The 13,612-nt window shown below is 65.2% G+C and carries 13 protein-coding genes; 7 read left to right on the forward strand and 6 right to left on the reverse strand.

The genetic code is table 11. The annotated features are described in order from the left end of the window. Positions 1 to 46 precede the first annotated feature (46 nt). Positions 47 to 910, forward strand: a complete 864-nt coding sequence (locus ACLMAJ_RS26740; RefSeq protein ID WP_412016583.1) for an SDR family NAD(P)-dependent oxidoreductase — start codon at positions 47 to 49, stop codon at positions 908 to 910. Between the two features lie 15 nt (positions 911 to 925). Here the strand turns inward: ACLMAJ_RS26740 and ACLMAJ_RS26745 are convergent, their stop codons facing one another. After that, positions 926 to 1,711, reverse strand: a complete 786-nt coding sequence (locus ACLMAJ_RS26745; protein ID WP_412016584.1) for an SDR family NAD(P)-dependent oxidoreductase — start codon at positions 1,709 to 1,711, stop codon at positions 926 to 928. Beyond that, complete coding sequence (locus tag ACLMAJ_RS26750; RefSeq protein ID WP_412016585.1) at positions 1,698 to 2,489, reverse strand: 2OG-Fe(II) oxygenase; 792 nt, start codon at positions 2,487 to 2,489, stop codon at positions 1,698 to 1,700. The genes ACLMAJ_RS26745 and ACLMAJ_RS26750 overlap by 14 nt, the downstream gene beginning before the upstream one ends. An 802-nt stretch (positions 2,490 to 3,291) precedes the next feature. On the opposite strand from ACLMAJ_RS26750, the gene ACLMAJ_RS26755 reads away from it, so the two are divergent. The 5 genes from ACLMAJ_RS26755 (at position 3,292) to ACLMAJ_RS26775 (ending at position 7,859) form a co-directional block, all read left to right on the forward strand. Beyond that, the gene (locus tag ACLMAJ_RS26755; protein ID WP_412016586.1) at positions 3,292 to 4,077 is read left to right on the forward strand and encodes a GntR family transcriptional regulator; all 786 of its coding nucleotides are present in this window, start codon (positions 3,292 to 3,294) and stop codon (positions 4,075 to 4,077) included. 51 nt (positions 4,078 to 4,128) lie between these two features. Next, entirely contained in the window at positions 4,129 to 5,100 is a 972-nt protein-coding gene (locus ACLMAJ_RS26760) for an oxidoreductase (protein ID WP_412016587.1), read from the forward strand. 587 nt (positions 5,101 to 5,687) lie between these two features. Further along, positions 5,688 to 6,656, forward strand: coding sequence for a DUF5996 family protein (locus ACLMAJ_RS26765; protein ID WP_412016588.1), 969 nt, complete (start codon positions 5,688 to 5,690; stop codon positions 6,654 to 6,656). A gap of 127 nt (positions 6,657 to 6,783) precedes the next feature. Further along, positions 6,784 to 7,182: a hypothetical protein gene (locus ACLMAJ_RS26770; protein ID WP_412016589.1), complete on the forward strand. Its 399-nt coding sequence runs from the start codon at positions 6,784 to 6,786 to the stop codon at positions 7,180 to 7,182. A gap of 5 nt (positions 7,183 to 7,187) precedes the next feature. Further along, a complete protein-coding gene (locus ACLMAJ_RS26775; RefSeq protein ID WP_412016590.1) occupies positions 7,188 to 7,859 on the forward strand; it encodes a TetR/AcrR family transcriptional regulator in 672 nt (223 codons plus the stop codon). A 95-nt stretch (positions 7,860 to 7,954) separates the two neighbouring features. Here ACLMAJ_RS26775 and ACLMAJ_RS26780 read toward each other — a convergent pair whose 3' ends face one another. After that, positions 7,955 to 8,773, reverse strand: a complete 819-nt coding sequence (locus ACLMAJ_RS26780; RefSeq protein ID WP_412016591.1) for an alpha/beta fold hydrolase — start codon at positions 8,771 to 8,773, stop codon at positions 7,955 to 7,957. Positions 8,774 to 8,852: 79 nt separating this feature from the next. Between ACLMAJ_RS26780 and ACLMAJ_RS26785 the strand changes: the two genes are divergently transcribed. Continuing rightward, entirely contained in the window at positions 8,853 to 9,677 is an 825-nt protein-coding gene (locus ACLMAJ_RS26785; protein ID WP_412016592.1) for a helix-turn-helix domain-containing protein, read from the forward strand. 475 nt (positions 9,678 to 10,152) lie between these two features. On the opposite strand, the gene ACLMAJ_RS26790 is transcribed toward ACLMAJ_RS26785, so the two are convergent. From ACLMAJ_RS26790 to ACLMAJ_RS26800, 3 genes are all read right to left on the reverse strand, one after another. Continuing rightward, positions 10,153 to 11,277: an NAD(P)H-dependent flavin oxidoreductase gene (locus ACLMAJ_RS26790; RefSeq protein ID WP_412016593.1), complete on the reverse strand. Its 1,125-nt coding sequence runs from the start codon at positions 11,275 to 11,277 to the stop codon at positions 10,153 to 10,155. 168 nt (positions 11,278 to 11,445) lie between these two features. Continuing rightward, a complete protein-coding gene (locus ACLMAJ_RS26795; RefSeq protein WP_412016594.1) occupies positions 11,446 to 12,807 on the reverse strand; it encodes a WS/DGAT/MGAT family O-acyltransferase in 1,362 nt (453 codons plus the stop codon). Positions 12,808 to 12,937: 130 nt separating this feature from the next. Continuing rightward, a complete protein-coding gene (locus tag ACLMAJ_RS26800) occupies positions 12,938 to 13,582 on the reverse strand; it encodes a class I SAM-dependent methyltransferase (protein ID WP_412016595.1) in 645 nt (214 codons plus the stop codon). Positions 13,583 to 13,612 lie beyond the last annotated feature (30 nt).

A 13,612-nucleotide genomic window follows, 5' to 3' on the forward strand; every position in this document is an offset into this window, starting at 1 on the left:
GTCGGACACTCGTCCGCGCGCCGTACGCGACGCTCGGAGGGCAGTAATGGCAGTGCAGGAAAAGGATCTAGCAGGCAAGACGGTGGTGGTGACCGGGGCGAGCTCCGGCATCGGCGCCGAGGCGGCGGCGAAGCTGGTCGCGCGCGGCGCCACCGTCGCAGTGGTCGGGCGCTCCCCGGAGCGCACCGCCGAGGTGGCCTCGCGGGTCGGCGCGCAAGCCTTCCTCGCCGACTTCGCCAGGTTCGACGAGGTGCGCAAGCTCGCCGCCGAACTGCTCGACCGCTACGAACGCATCGATGTGCTTGCCAACAATGCGGGCGGCGCATGGGCGAAGCGGACCGCCACCGACGACGGCAACGAGCTGACCTTCCAGGTCAACCACCTGTCCCCGTTCCTGTTGACAGGGTTACTGCTCGACCGTCTCGCGCAGTCGAAGGCGCGGGTGATCAACACCTCGAGCATGACCTACCGGATGGCGAAGCTGAACCTAGACACCGTCAACGCGACGACGGGGTCGTTCAACCAGATGGGCGCCTATGCCGCGTCGAAGCTCGCGAACATCCTGTTCACCAGGGAACTCGCCCGCCGCACCGAGGGCACCGGCCTGGTCACCGCGGCCTTCCATCCCGGTGCGGTGGCGACTCATGTGTACGACAACGCACCGCTCGGCCTCGGCGCCCTGATCCGTTCCCCGCTGTCGCGGCCGTTCTTCATCCGGCCCGAGAAGGGCGCGGACCCCCTGGTGCACTTGGCGACGCTCTCGGATGGTGAGTCGATCAACGGCAAGTACTTCCACCGCTTCGAAAAGGAAGCGCCGAGCAACAAGCAGGCGGTGGACAAAGACCTCGCGCAGCGGCTCTGGGCGATGTCCGAACAGGTCACCGGCTTGGCGCCGAGTTCACCCGAGTAGCAGTCGGATCGGACCTCAGCTCGGCTGGTCGCCCGCACGGGAGTGCCTGCCACCGGCCGAGTTTCCCGGCTCGCCGCCGACGCCGAATACGCCGCCGGTCATCACACCTCTGTCGAGTTCGATGATCGATCGCACTACCTGCTCGGTCGGCACCGCCGAGGGAAAACTGTCGGGCGCAATCGCATTCGCGCGCACACCGAACTCGTCGAACTCGGCGGCGAGGTGGCGGGTCAGCTGATTGAGCGCGGCCTTGGACGATGCGTAGAGCGCCTGCCCGCCCGGGTATACCTCGGACCCGGCGATGCTGGAGACATTGACGATATTGCGGTTGCGCCTGCGATTCTCGGCACCGGCGTGCACCCAGGCCCGCTGCGCCAAGCGCGCCGACAACCGCAGTGGAACACCGACATTGATCGCGAAATGCGGCTCGAACTCGTCGAGTGTGGCGTCGCCGTCGACGATGCCGCGCGGTTGCCATCGGCTGTATGCCGCGTTGTTGACCAGCAGGTCCACCCGTCCGAACCGGGCAAGCGCGAGGTCGACGACCCGCTCGACCTCCCCCCGCTCCGCCAGCTCGGCCCGGATCATAAATATCCGTGAATCATTCTCCGGCACAGGTGTTTCCGGCGCGAACGGGTCGACGAACCATTCGTGCTGCGAGGGTGCGGCGGGAATCCGGTTGCGGCACACCGCGACGATGTCGTACTCGGTGTAGGCGGCACGGCAGAAGGCGTCACCGAGCGTGCCACCTGCGCCGGTGAGCAGGCAGACCCTGCGTTCCGGGAGTTCACCACTGGGCAATGCGCTCTCCTCCCCAACGTCGCAACACATCGCTCATCGGCCGGTGCAGCCACATCACCACGCTGTTGCGTGCGGCGGCATTGTTTCCGACGAACGTATGCCACGAGCGCGGCGTGCATTCGAACAACACCATCGAATTGTCCAGCGGCGGAACGGTCAGCGCGGGTACCGGGGTAACGCCCGCGATATGTTCGTACAGCGCGGTTTCGCCGCCGTCGCCCGCTTTCCACCCCGGGTTGGCGAGGTAGAACAGCACCGCCACCGCGCGCACCGTTTCGCGTGCGGTGACCGTTGAGCTCCGTGCGCCGGTCTTCAGATCGACGGCCGCATCGGGTGTCCGCACTTCGTCTTGCCCCGGCGGCGGCCCTGCGAACCAGGCTGGACTCAGGTCGCTGTGCGGCCATCCCGTCGGGCTGCCCGGCGGATTATGGTGCAGCGAAGCCTCCACGTCTCCGGTAGTCGCCACGCCTGCCACTCCCGCGATCAGGTCATGCCATTCCCTGGAAAGGAACAGTGCGAGCGGTCCCTTGGGCAGCGCGTTCAGTTGCACACCCGTCGCGCTGTATTCGTCGGAGACCGGGGTGAACACCGCAGGCTGCTGCGCGCTGACCCGCTCGAACTCCTCGGCGAGGCGTTGATAGAAATCGGGGACGAACACGTCCCGTGCGTACACGTGTGGAAACGGCCCTGTCCGGCGAATCCAGCGCCGGTGGGCGAACAATTCCGTGAACCATCGCGGCGCCGCCGGCGCATCGCGCAGTGCTTCCCCTGTCGACATCAATCCCTCCCTGATGAACCACCGCGATCCTATGGCCTGCCCGCGCCGCGGTGCACGGTGGTGGTCAGGTCCTACGGCGGTGACAAATTGTCTGAGACAATATGTCTCCAGCGCTACCGATCGGTCGTCGACAGCGGAGGGAATGCCCGGATCAGCCGACGGACCTGCGCGGGGAGGCCGCGTCTTCTCGTTGTCTGCGCACTGCGGCCAGATCGTCTGGACTAACCCGTGCCTGCGGGTCGCCGCCTCCAACTCCATTGGGCCGCTGTTGAACAGCGCGTTGCAGTAGTCCAACGCCAGCTCTTCGAAGCGATCGGGCGGCCAGGCCGAGCAGGCGCCGAATCCTGGAGTCTGCTCAGCGCCATGCGGTACGGTTCGGCGATCTCCGGCAGCAGCCCGAGTTCGTAAATGGCAAGCAGCTGGCCCATTTCGGCCGCGCGATCCCTCAGCTCGCTGAGCACCTCGAAAATTGGCTGGGCCGTGCGCAATTGGATGTCCTTGTGCAATTCGCTCGCCGACCTGCCGAGCGCGCGCTTGCCGGCGTCCGCGGCCTGCCTGCCCGCGAAGGAGACCGGCGGCGTCGCGAGCTCGGCGCTGCGAACTGCCTTGCGAACTGGAGGTTTGCCACTCGCGCCCGCCGCGCGAAGGCGGTGCGCCTACCGGCGGATTCGCCGTCCTGCTGTCGACTGGTCATGACTCACCTCACACTGTGCGCGGATCAGCCTTACCCACGTGCGGTCTGGCATAGCAGGGCTTAGACTGTCTGGGACGTATTTGGTACCGAGTCGAAAGGTGGCATCCGATGGGATCCCAGACGGTAGTCGCCGACGTTGCCGACGAGCTGGCACGCCGGGTTGCCGCGGGGGAATATCAGCCCGGGGATTTGATGCCGTCGGTCCGTCAGGTCGCCGAGGAATTCGATATGAATCGCGCGACCGCGCAGCTGACCCTCGGTCGGCTGGAGTCTTACGGTTTCGTGGAAGCACGGCGGGGCAAGGGGTTCACCATCCGTGACGTCCGGGAGGCGGGCGGCATCGATGTGTACCGGCACCTGTTCCGGTTCTCCATCCCGATGCCCGATACCGCCATCGAAATGTTTCGCGACATCGTCGAGGTGGAGCGCGGAATTGTGATGGATGCGCTGCTGGCGTACACCGACAGCGCACAGGACATCGATCCGGCCGAATTGAAGGCCGATATCGACAAGCTGGAAGCGCTTGCCCGGCTGGAGGTTCCGGACTTCCGCCAGATCCTCGCGATCGAGGTCGTGCTGGTTCGTAAGTTGCTGACCGCGCTCGGGCTGAGCATGCAGCGTGCGGTTCTGAACTCTATCGGCGAGATGGTGCTCGAGGTGCCGGAGGCGATCGAAGCCTATTTCGCGGGTGCCGCGGACCTGCACGTGCTCGTGTGGCGGGCGCTGGTCGCGGTGTGGGACTCCGGTTCCGGGCCGTCGGATGCGCAGCTGGCGCTGTTCGAGGACCTGTTCGGGATGTACCACCAGAAGGTGACTGCCCGGTTCGAGGAGCTGCTCGACAGCGCCGACGCGGCCGATGATCACGCCGACGTCGCGCACGCGGCGATGGCCTGACGGCTCTGTGTCCGGTCCCGGGATTCGCACACAACGACGAGGCGGCACACCGTGGGCAACTCGCTACCGATTCTTCCGCGCCGCTGGACGGTTGCCGATATCGCCGACCAGTCCGGCAAGACCGTCGTGGTCACCGGTGCCAATAGCGGCCTCGGCCTGCGCACCGCGGAAGCGTTGGCGAGCAAGGGCGCCCGCGTCCTGCTTGCCTGCCGCAACCAGCAGAAGGCCGCGGCGGCGCTGGAGGAGGTGACCGCGGTGGCCACCGGCCCGAAACCCGAAGTGCTGCCACTGGATCTGGCCGATCTGTCCTCGGTGCGGCAGGCGGCCGAGCAGATCGACGATACGGTCGAGCGGCTCGATTTACTGGTCAACAACGCGGGGGTGATGGCGACTCCGCGCGCGCGAACGGTCGACGGCTTCGACACTCAGTTCGGCACCAATCATCTCGGCCACTTCGCGCTCACCGGTGCGGTCCTGCCCGCGTTGCTGCGGGCCGAGCGGCCGCGGGTGGTGACTGTCTCATCGATCGCCGCATGGGGCGGGATGATCAACTGGCTCGACCCGAACTGGCGGCGTGTGTATCTGCGCTGGCCCGCCTATATCCAGTCGAAATTCGCCAATCTGCTGTTCACCGCTGAACTCGACCGCAGGGCCCGCGCCGCTGGTACCGAGCTGCTCGCGGTAGCCGCGCATCCGGGGCTGTCGGCGACCCATCTCTATGACCTGAACGGCGAAAAGGGCGCCGCGAGTGTGTTCGCCGCGATCCCGCAGGCCATTCTGTTCGCGCTTGCCCAGCCCGACAGAATGGGTGCGCTGCCACAGTTATACGCGGCCACCGCTGCGGCAATCCCCGGAAACTCTTATCTCGGACCAGGATTCGAATTCGCTGGGTATCCGCGTCGCGCGCTGCGAAACCCCTTGGCCTACAGCCGCTTCGCGGCCGGAAGACTCTGGCGACTGAGTGAGAAGTTGACCGACGTGCATTACGACTGGGATTCGACCGGGCAGGGGACGGCCGAATAACGCCGCGGTAGTGCACGATCGGAGGAGATGGCGGATAGCCACGATGGGATCCGCCATCTCCTTCAGCGATGCCCCACCGTTACGGCGGCGAGAACGAGCGCGGCGACGATCGTCATGGCGAGAACGGCGAGTATCGCCAGGTTTCGGCGCGATGGCAGCTCGACACTGTCGAGGTATGGGCACGCCTGCGAATCATGGCTACCGACTTCGCAATCGGGATTGGTGCACGAATACATACCGACCTCTCGACGATGTTTCTACTCTGGCCGCCGCCCTCCGATGGTTCAGCTGCCGATGTCCATCATCGGTGGTGCGATGGATGGCGACTCCGGGGGCTGCCAATATGTTTGGTAGCCGTACCGAGTGGGCACCCATTCGACGGTCCCGCAGTGGGTGCGCGGAATGAAGTGTACTCTGTCTCAGACAGATGTCGCAGCCGCGATCGCAGGGCCTGGAGTTGCTCGCAGCGATCGCATGGCAACATCAGGACCGCAACGTTTAGGCTGATCAATTGTCGCCACCGGAATGTTTCGAGATAAATGGCAATCTTCTGGCATAGCCACCCGAGCGGCCGTACCGTTGCGGATATGGACTCTGTCGAGCCGCTACCGGCCCTGCCGTTGGAATCTTGGCGTCCCACCAAGGAGACACTGCACCGGTTCTCCCAGATCGTGGGCAAGGTCGCGCTTGCCAAAGGTATTCGACGCAACCACTGGTGGCATACGACCTTCCGGCTCACCGCGCGCGGCTGGACCACGGTCCCGCTCGGTACCGCCCGCGACGGCCCCGTATTCACCTGTGCCTTCGATTTTTTCGATCACGTGCTGCGGATCGCGACCGATCGTGGCGTCGAGGTCGAGATCGATCTGCAACGGCAGTCCGTCGCCACCTTCTATGGCGAGGTCATGACCGGTCTGCGAGATCTCGGGGTCGATGTAGTACTGCCGCACCCGCATCCGTTCGATCTGCCGGATGCGGGCCGCCCGTTCGAGGACGACATCGAACACGCCGACTACATCCCGGAACTCGTGCAGCGGGCATTCCGGGTGCAGAGCCAGGTAGGGCGGATACTCGAGGAATTCAGCGCCACTTACTCCGGCAAGATCAGCCCCGTGCAATTGTTCTGGCACACCTTCGATCTCGCGGTGCAGCGGTTTTCCGATCGGCAGATCGAGATGCCCGCCACGGTCGATTCGGTGACACGCGAGGCCTATTCGCGCGAGGACATCAGCGCGGGATTCTGGTTCGGCGACGCCAAGGTCCCCGAACCGATGTTCTATTCCTACGCCGCACCAGAGCCCGCCGGGCTCGCGGATCGGCGCCTGCCGGCCGGCGCGCGTTGGGTCCCGTCAGGGGCTGCGCACGCGGCGTACTACCCCTACGACGAAGCGCGGCTATCCCCGGATCCCGTCGGCGCCGTACTCGAATTCTTCCAGTCCGTCTATGCGGCCGGGTCCGAGCTCGCCGGATGGGATGCCGCCCAGCTGGTCTGTTGGGGCGGCATCACCGACCCGGTGCTGGGCGCGAAGCGGTCATGGCCGGAATGGCCGGAGTGATTGTCCCGGTGTGAGTATCCGAGCCCGGCTTTACCGGCGCGGTGTCGCGGCACTCATACTTGAACGTGTTCAACAGATGGCCTAGCCTCATAGTTGAACACGTTCAAATATGTAAGGAGCTGGGACAATGAACCTCGTCGTCGCCACATACGCAACCTACGCGACCATCAGCCTGGCGCTCACGTTCTGGGTGGCACGCACCCTGCACCGCACCGGCGCACGGTTTCTGGTGGATGTCATGAATGGAGACAGCGATCTCGCCGAAGTCGTGAATCATCTGCTGGTCATCGGGTTCTGGCTCGTCAATGCGGGCTTCGTGGCGCTGGCCCTGCGCATCAGCGGCCCAGTCATCGATCCGCGCGCCGCAATCGAGGAACTCGCCATGAAACTCGGCATGGTTCTGCTAGTGCTCGGCGGCATGCACTTCGCAAACCTGATCGCCCTGAACAAGATCCGCCGCAGCAGGCACCAGGAGAAGCAGGTCACCGTCCGTCCCGTTCCGGTCGCCGCGGCCACACTAGCCTGAGTCGCATGACCCGCCCCGAGCCCGCGACCTCGCGCGGCGAGGAAACTCGCCAGCAGATCATCGACGCAGCCCTGCGCCTGTTCGAGCAGAACGGCTACACGAAGACCACCATGCGCGCGATCGCGGGCGAAGCCGGAGTCAGCGTCGGCAACGCCTACTACTACTTCACTTCCAAGGAACACCTGATTCAGGGCTTCTACCAACAGATCCAGACCCTGCATGAACAGCAGGTCGAGCAGACCACCCGCGGCGACTCTCTCACCGCCCGATGGCAGACGATGGAACTGGCCTTCGTTGACGTAGCCGCCCGTTACCACGAGTTCGGCGGCAAGTTCTTCGCCAGCGCCGCCGAGCCCACCAGCCCGCTCAGTCCATTCAGCGACGAAAGTCGGCCCCCCCGAGAAGCATCCACCGACATCATGCGCAACCTGGTCATCGGCAACGACGTCAAGGGTGACAAGCGGCTGATGGCCGAGCTACCGAATCTGCTGTGGCTGGCCCACATGGGCATCGTCCTGTTCTGGGTCCACGACCGCAGCCCCGACCAGGAACGCACCCGACTGCTGATCCGCCGAATCGCCCCACTCGTCGAACGCGTCGTGGCGCTGTCGAGACTCCGTCCACTGCGCCCCGTCCTGTACCCAGCCCTGGATCTCATCGAGGAACTCGGTAATTAGACGTATACACCGCAGAAGGATCCGTCGGCGGTGCGCACGTTGGCCCGACAGGTCGACATGGAGCCACATTGCCGTGACCGCCTCGTTCGGGACGACTAGAGTGCGCGGTCGAGAATCAAGCGGGCGAGGGCGTCGCGGTCCTCGAGCATCGCGATATGCCCGACTCCGCGAAGGTATTCCAGCTTGGCCCCCGGCACAGCCTCATACTGGTGCGCCGATGCCGGGTCCCAACGAGGGTCGGAATCCCCGAAGATCACGAGGAGGGGCTTTCCGGCGTCGATGAGGCGCTGGGGCACGGTCCGCGCGGCGATGTAGTCGCCATTAGCGGCGAGAATCGCGCGGAAAGCTCGATAAGACGTCCTTCGCAAGTCGGCCACAGCCCCGTCGGGCACCGTGATCGGGGCCGCCGCAGTCGCTGCCAGTCCGCGGCGGATCATCGAGTCGGTACGGATCGCCCACACGAGCGGACCGAAGGGTGGCGAGGCGAGCACCCGGATGATCGCCGGCCCGGGGAGAAGCGCGGCGTGACTCGGCCCCGTGCTGACCAGGACCAGCTCGCCGACCAGGTCTGGACGACGCTCCACAAGGGCGGTAGCGACGTACCCTCCGCTGGAGTGACCGACCACCTTCAGATTTCGGAGGCCGAGCTCGTCCAACACTGTCGCTGTCCGATCCGCCTGCTGCGCAACGGCGTACGTCGACGCCGGCTTGGACTGGCCGCATCCCGGAAGGTCGATCGTGATCACCCGATACTCCGTGACGAGCGACGGCACCACCGGTGCCCACATCGAGCCGGTTGCGCCCGAGCCGTGGATGAGTAACAGGGGCGGTGCCGCCGGGTTCCCGTCGATGACGACGTGCAACCCGCGGACTGTCGTGCCATCGCGTGTCTGGGTGGGACTCGATTCGCTCATACCCGACAGCTTCGTCGTGGACTCGTCACGCCGTATTGGACGAATGTCACGTTACGCCGCTCCGGCTAGCCTGGGATGCATGACCGCAACGGGCCGATTGGACTGGAGTCGGGTCGACGTTACCGTTCCGGACCGACTACCGACTCCGAGAGTCCAGATGGCGGGTTTCCGTTACCACGACGTTGCCCCCGTTGACATCACGATGATCCCGCATCCTTTGGTCACGCTCCTGCTCGATCTCAGCGAGCACGGAGTCGTCTACGACGTTCTCGGGCGCCCGGTCACGGGGAACGCGATCGTCGGCCTCCGTGCCGGCGCCTTACGCATCACCAGCGCAGGGGTCGGCGACGTCCTGCAGATCCGCGTGTCCCCCGTCATCGCCGCAGCGATTCTCCGAGACACCGACATCATCGGCGGCACCGTGACACCGCTGCTGGAACTGTGGGGCAGCTGCGCTGCCATCTTGACCGAGCGACTCCGTTCGACGCCGTCGTGGGACGACCGGTTCGCAATCGCAGCCGCGTTCCTTCGCAGCCGGGTACCTCGCGGATTCGGTGTAGCACCCGAGATCGCGTACGCCTGGGACCAGACCGTCCGCACCAGAGGCCGGCTCCGCATCGAGACCCTTGCCGCAGAGACCGGCTGGACCCGCCAGCGACTCTGGTCTCGCTTCCGGACCTATATCGGGGTCTCGCCCAAGCATGCGTCCGAACTCGTCCGCTTCGACCATGCCGCCCATCTCCTAGCGACTGGGCGCTCGCCTGCGGATGCCGCCGTCGAGGCCGGCTACGCCGACCAATCCCATCTTCACCGGCGAATCAAGGCGATTACCGATATGACCCCCACCGTCGTCGCGAGGGCACCGTGGCTCGCTATAGACGAAGTCGCTTGGCCGACAACCTGATCCCCGCAGCCGAACGAACATCGAGGGCCTATTTGACGGGCACATGAGGACCGGAGTGAGCACCACTCGTCCCGCGAGGTCATCCTGCGGTCCCGCTAGATCTGCTGGGTCGCGATTCCCGTTGCGGGCCGGTCTGCTTCGTTCAGACTGCGCTTCGTGCCGACGCCGCCCCAAGTGCGCGTATGGCCTCCGCGGTCTCCCGCTGGGCTTCCGCCTGTGCGAGGGCAGCATGCATCGGGCGATTCTCGCACCGTCGCCCCCGTCGTGGGCAATACACACGCGCATGCTCATCGGGAGTGCCCCCTCGAGCCGGCGGCAGACGGCTCGCACTCGCTAAGGGTGTTCGGACCAAATGCTGGCGGCCCCAACGTGTGTGATGCCGCCCAGCTGGTCTGCTGGGCGGCATCATCGATCCGACATCAGAGGAGAAGCACTCGCGGCCGGGATGATCGGAATGAGAGTCCCGCAGTGAATCTCAGAGTGTGTCGTTGAGCTTGTTGAGGCGGTCGCACGCCTCCACGTATTCCTGGATCAAGCGGCCGACCACGTCCGCGGAGCGCTCCACTTTGTTCATCAAGCCGACCACCTGGCCGACCGGGTTGAAGTTCACGTCCTTGGCCGCCTCGGGATAGCGGTGGCCGCGCTTGACGCCGTCGAGGGCCACCATCATCTGTAGCGGCATGGGCAGTGGGTCGGGGTTCTCGGTCTGCTCCCACGCCTCGGTCCAGTCGTTCTTCAGCATGCGGCACGGCTTGCCGGTCCAGGACCGCGAGCGGACGGTGTCGTGACTGGTGGCGTCGATGTAGGTCTGCATCTGCGCGGGGGGCACGTTTGCTTCCTCGACGGTCAGCCACAGCGACCCGGTCCAGGCGCCCGCGGCGCCCATCGCCATGGCCGCGGCGACCTGACGGCCGTTGCCGATGCCACCCGCCGCGAGCATCGGCATGTCACCGATGGCGTCGACGACCTGCGGCCACAGCACCATCGACGCGATCTCGCCGCAATGCCCGCCGCCCTCGGTGCCCTGGCAGACGACGAAATCCAGGCCCGCCTTCTTGTGGTTGAGCGCGTGCTTCACCGATCCGCAGAGTGCGCCGATCAGGCGGCCGGAGTCCTGGATCTGCCGCACCACATCCGGCGGCGGGGTACCGAGCGCGTTGGCGACCAGCTTGGCCTTGGGATGGCGCAGGATCACCTCGATCTGCGGTGCCACCGTGGTCGCGGTCCAGCCGAGCAGTTGATTGTGGTGCTCGCTCTCGGGTAGCGGCGGGACATTGTGGTCGGTGAGGAGCTTCTCGGCGAAATCGCGGTGCCGCTGCGGAACCAGTTCCGCCAGTTTGGCTTCCAGCTCGTCGGGACTCAGCCCGTCGATGTCCTTGCCCTCGTACTTGGACGGGATGACGAGGTCGACGCCATACGCGCCGTTCACGTGCTCATCGAGCCACGCCAGCTCTACTTCCAGCTCCTCGGCGGTGAAGCCGACCGCGCCGAGCACGCCGAGGCCGCCTGCGTTGCTGACCGCGGCCGCCACGTCGCGGCAATGGGTGAAGGCGAAGATGGGGAACTCGATCCCCAGCCGATCGCAGATTTCGGTACGCATGGCGTGCTGGTCTCCCTAGCTAGAACGGGTTACAGGAAGGTGCTTGCCTTCACCGGCCGAATGGGCCGCATACCGCGAGTATCGCCATAGCGCGGCTGCGGGCCCGTCGACTGGCGAGTGCACCATATTTCGACAGTAACACGTTCTAGTTTTGCTCGGATAGACCTTCTAGAGAGCGGCCTGCTCCAGGTCGCGGAGTGAGTCGTCCAGGTGATCGAGCAGGCGGTGCAGCTGCGGCACGCTACGGCGGCAACCGACGAGGCCGAAGTCGAGATTGCCTCCGTTGGTGGTGAGGGTGATGTTCACCGCCTGGCCGTCCATCGGAATCGACATCGGGTAGGTGGCGTCGAGGCGGGCGCCGTTCCAATACTGCGGCTCACGCGCGCCGGGAACATTCGAGATGACGATATTGAACGGCGGGTTGGTCCAGGAGACGATGCCGGGTAGCAGGGTCAGTGCGAGCGGGCTGAGCATCACCGCCGACAACGCCATCGCCTGGGTGCTCGAGAGCGAGTTGTAGACCTCCTTGCTGCGGCGCATCGACTCGCTGACCACCTGGAGTCGCTCGATCGGGTCCTCGACATCGGTGGCCAGGTTGCACAGGATCGCGCCGATCTTGTTGCCGTCGGCATCCTCGTCATCGTCTTCGGACCGAAGTGACACCGGTACCATCGCGACCAATGGCTTGTCCGGCAAGGCATTTCGCTCGAGCAGATAGGCGCGCAGCGCACCGGCGGACATGGTGAGCACGACATCGTTGATGGTCGAGCCGGTCGCCTTCTTCACCTGCTTGACCCGCTCCAGCGGCCAGGACCGGACCGCGCACCGGCGCGCACCCCCGATGGGCACATTGAACATCGAGCGCGGTGCGTCGAACGGCAGCGTCAGTTGCTGCTGAACAAGCGCGGCTCGGGCTACCCGTAGTGCCGTGGGCGCGGAAGTGGCCGCCGACAACAAGTTTCGTGCCGCATTTCCGAACGTGGATCCTGATGGCGCGGCCCTGTGTGTGCGCTTCGAGCGCGGCAGGTGCCACGGCACTCGTATCGCGGTGGAATTCGGATCATTGGTCAATGTCCGCGCGAGCACGCGTTGCGCGGCGACACCGTCGATCAGTGCGTGGTGCATTTTCGAATAGAGCGCCAAGCGACCGTCACCCAAGCCCTCGATCAGGTGGATCTCCCACAGCGGCCGGTGGCGGTCGAGCAGCGTGCTGTGCAGCCGGGAGGCCAGGTCGAGCAACTGGTCGAATCGCCCCGGGGCGGGCAAGGCCGCCCGTCGGAGGTGGTATTCGAGCTCGACATCGCCCTCTTGGGTCCAGCCGAGCTGCGGCGCACCGAGCCAGGTGGCGGGGCGCTTACGGAATGTCGGGTGAAAATCCCTGTCCGCCACCAGCTTTTCGTAGGTCAGCCGGGCGAAATCCGGACCGGCGTCCTCCGGTGCTTCGAATAATTGCAAGGAGCCGACATGCATCGGGTGCTCACGCGATTCGCCGAGTAGGAAGATGGCATCGATCGGTGAAATGAGTTCCATGGTGTTGCCCCCTACGGCATTGGTGCGGTGTGGGTATGAACCGACCACGTTGTCGTACGGGTTCGCGCGGCCATGAAATCCTGCGCGACGTCTCGAACTTACCTGGCCCGAGTGGCTTGCGTTCGCCGAATCATCGATCCTTGACTGCCAGCAGGCAGCCCTGCTGAAAACGCTCGCCGGGCTCCGGTTCCCTGACCAGCTGCGCGATCGTCAAGAACCCGGCCGTGCGCAGTAGTTCGGTGAGCCGTCGCGGTGACCAGCGGTAGGCGCGAATAACCTTGTGGTCGAACGCTTCCACCACATCCGAAGCATCCGTCGCGAAAAACCCCAGCAGCGCGTGCCCTTCGGGGGCGAGTACCCGATGAAACTCGGTCAACACCTCGGGCACCCGTTCCGGCGGCAGGTGGATGATCGAATACCAGGCCACGATTCCCGCGAGGCTGTCGTCATCCAACGCCAGATTGTCCATCGACCCTTCATCGAACCGCAGCTTCGGATAGGTCTGCCGCGCGATCCGAATCATCTCCGGCGACAGATCGACGCCGAACGCGTCTATCCCCAGGCTCGTCAGGTACTCGGTTATCCGGCCAGGTCCGCATCCGATATCGGCAACCACACCGGAATCCTCGACTCCCACCAGCTCCGCGAAAACCCCGAGCATGGCGCGATCGAACGGCATCACCGCGAGCTTGTCCTTGACGAATTCCGTGTAGAGCTCCGCGACATCGTCGTAGGCGGCACGGGTGGAGGCAGCTTCCGCATTCGAATCCAACACGCTGCGCAGCCTAATGGGCGCGACCGAATG

It is taken from the genome of Nocardia arseniciresistens (genome assembly GCF_046764875.1).
GTDB classification, from domain to species: domain Bacteria; phylum Actinomycetota; class Actinomycetes; order Mycobacteriales; family Mycobacteriaceae; genus Nocardia; species Nocardia arseniciresistens.

Bases quoted from the DNA above. Each gene is read 5' to 3' on its own strand.
- ACLMAJ_RS26740 (WP_412016583.1), top strand. From the start codon at position 47: ATGGCAGTGCAGGAAAAGGATCTAGCAGGCAAGACGGTGGTGGTGACC.
- ACLMAJ_RS26750 (WP_412016585.1), bottom strand. From the start codon at position 2,489: ATGTCGACAGGGGAAGCACTGCGCGATGCGCCGGCGGCGCCGCGATGG.
- ACLMAJ_RS26795 (WP_412016594.1), bottom strand. From the start codon at position 12,807: ATGGAACTCATTTCACCGATCGATGCCATCTTCCTACTCGGCGAATCG.
- ACLMAJ_RS26780 (WP_412016591.1), bottom strand. From the start codon at position 8,773: ATGAGCGAATCGAGTCCCACCCAGACACGCGATGGCACGACAGTCCGC.
- ACLMAJ_RS26765 (WP_412016588.1), top strand. From the start codon at position 5,688: ATGGACTCTGTCGAGCCGCTACCGGCCCTGCCGTTGGAATCTTGGCGT.
- ACLMAJ_RS26770 (WP_412016589.1), top strand. From the start codon at position 6,784: ATGAACCTCGTCGTCGCCACATACGCAACCTACGCGACCATCAGCCTG.
- ACLMAJ_RS26790 (WP_412016593.1), bottom strand. From the start codon at position 11,277: ATGCGTACCGAAATCTGCGATCGGCTGGGGATCGAGTTCCCCATCTTC.
- ACLMAJ_RS26785 (WP_412016592.1), top strand. From the start codon at position 8,853: ATGACCGCAACGGGCCGATTGGACTGGAGTCGGGTCGACGTTACCGTT.
- ACLMAJ_RS26775 (WP_412016590.1), top strand. From the start codon at position 7,188: ATGACCCGCCCCGAGCCCGCGACCTCGCGCGGCGAGGAAACTCGCCAG.
- ACLMAJ_RS26755 (WP_412016586.1), top strand. From the start codon at position 3,292: ATGGGATCCCAGACGGTAGTCGCCGACGTTGCCGACGAGCTGGCACGC.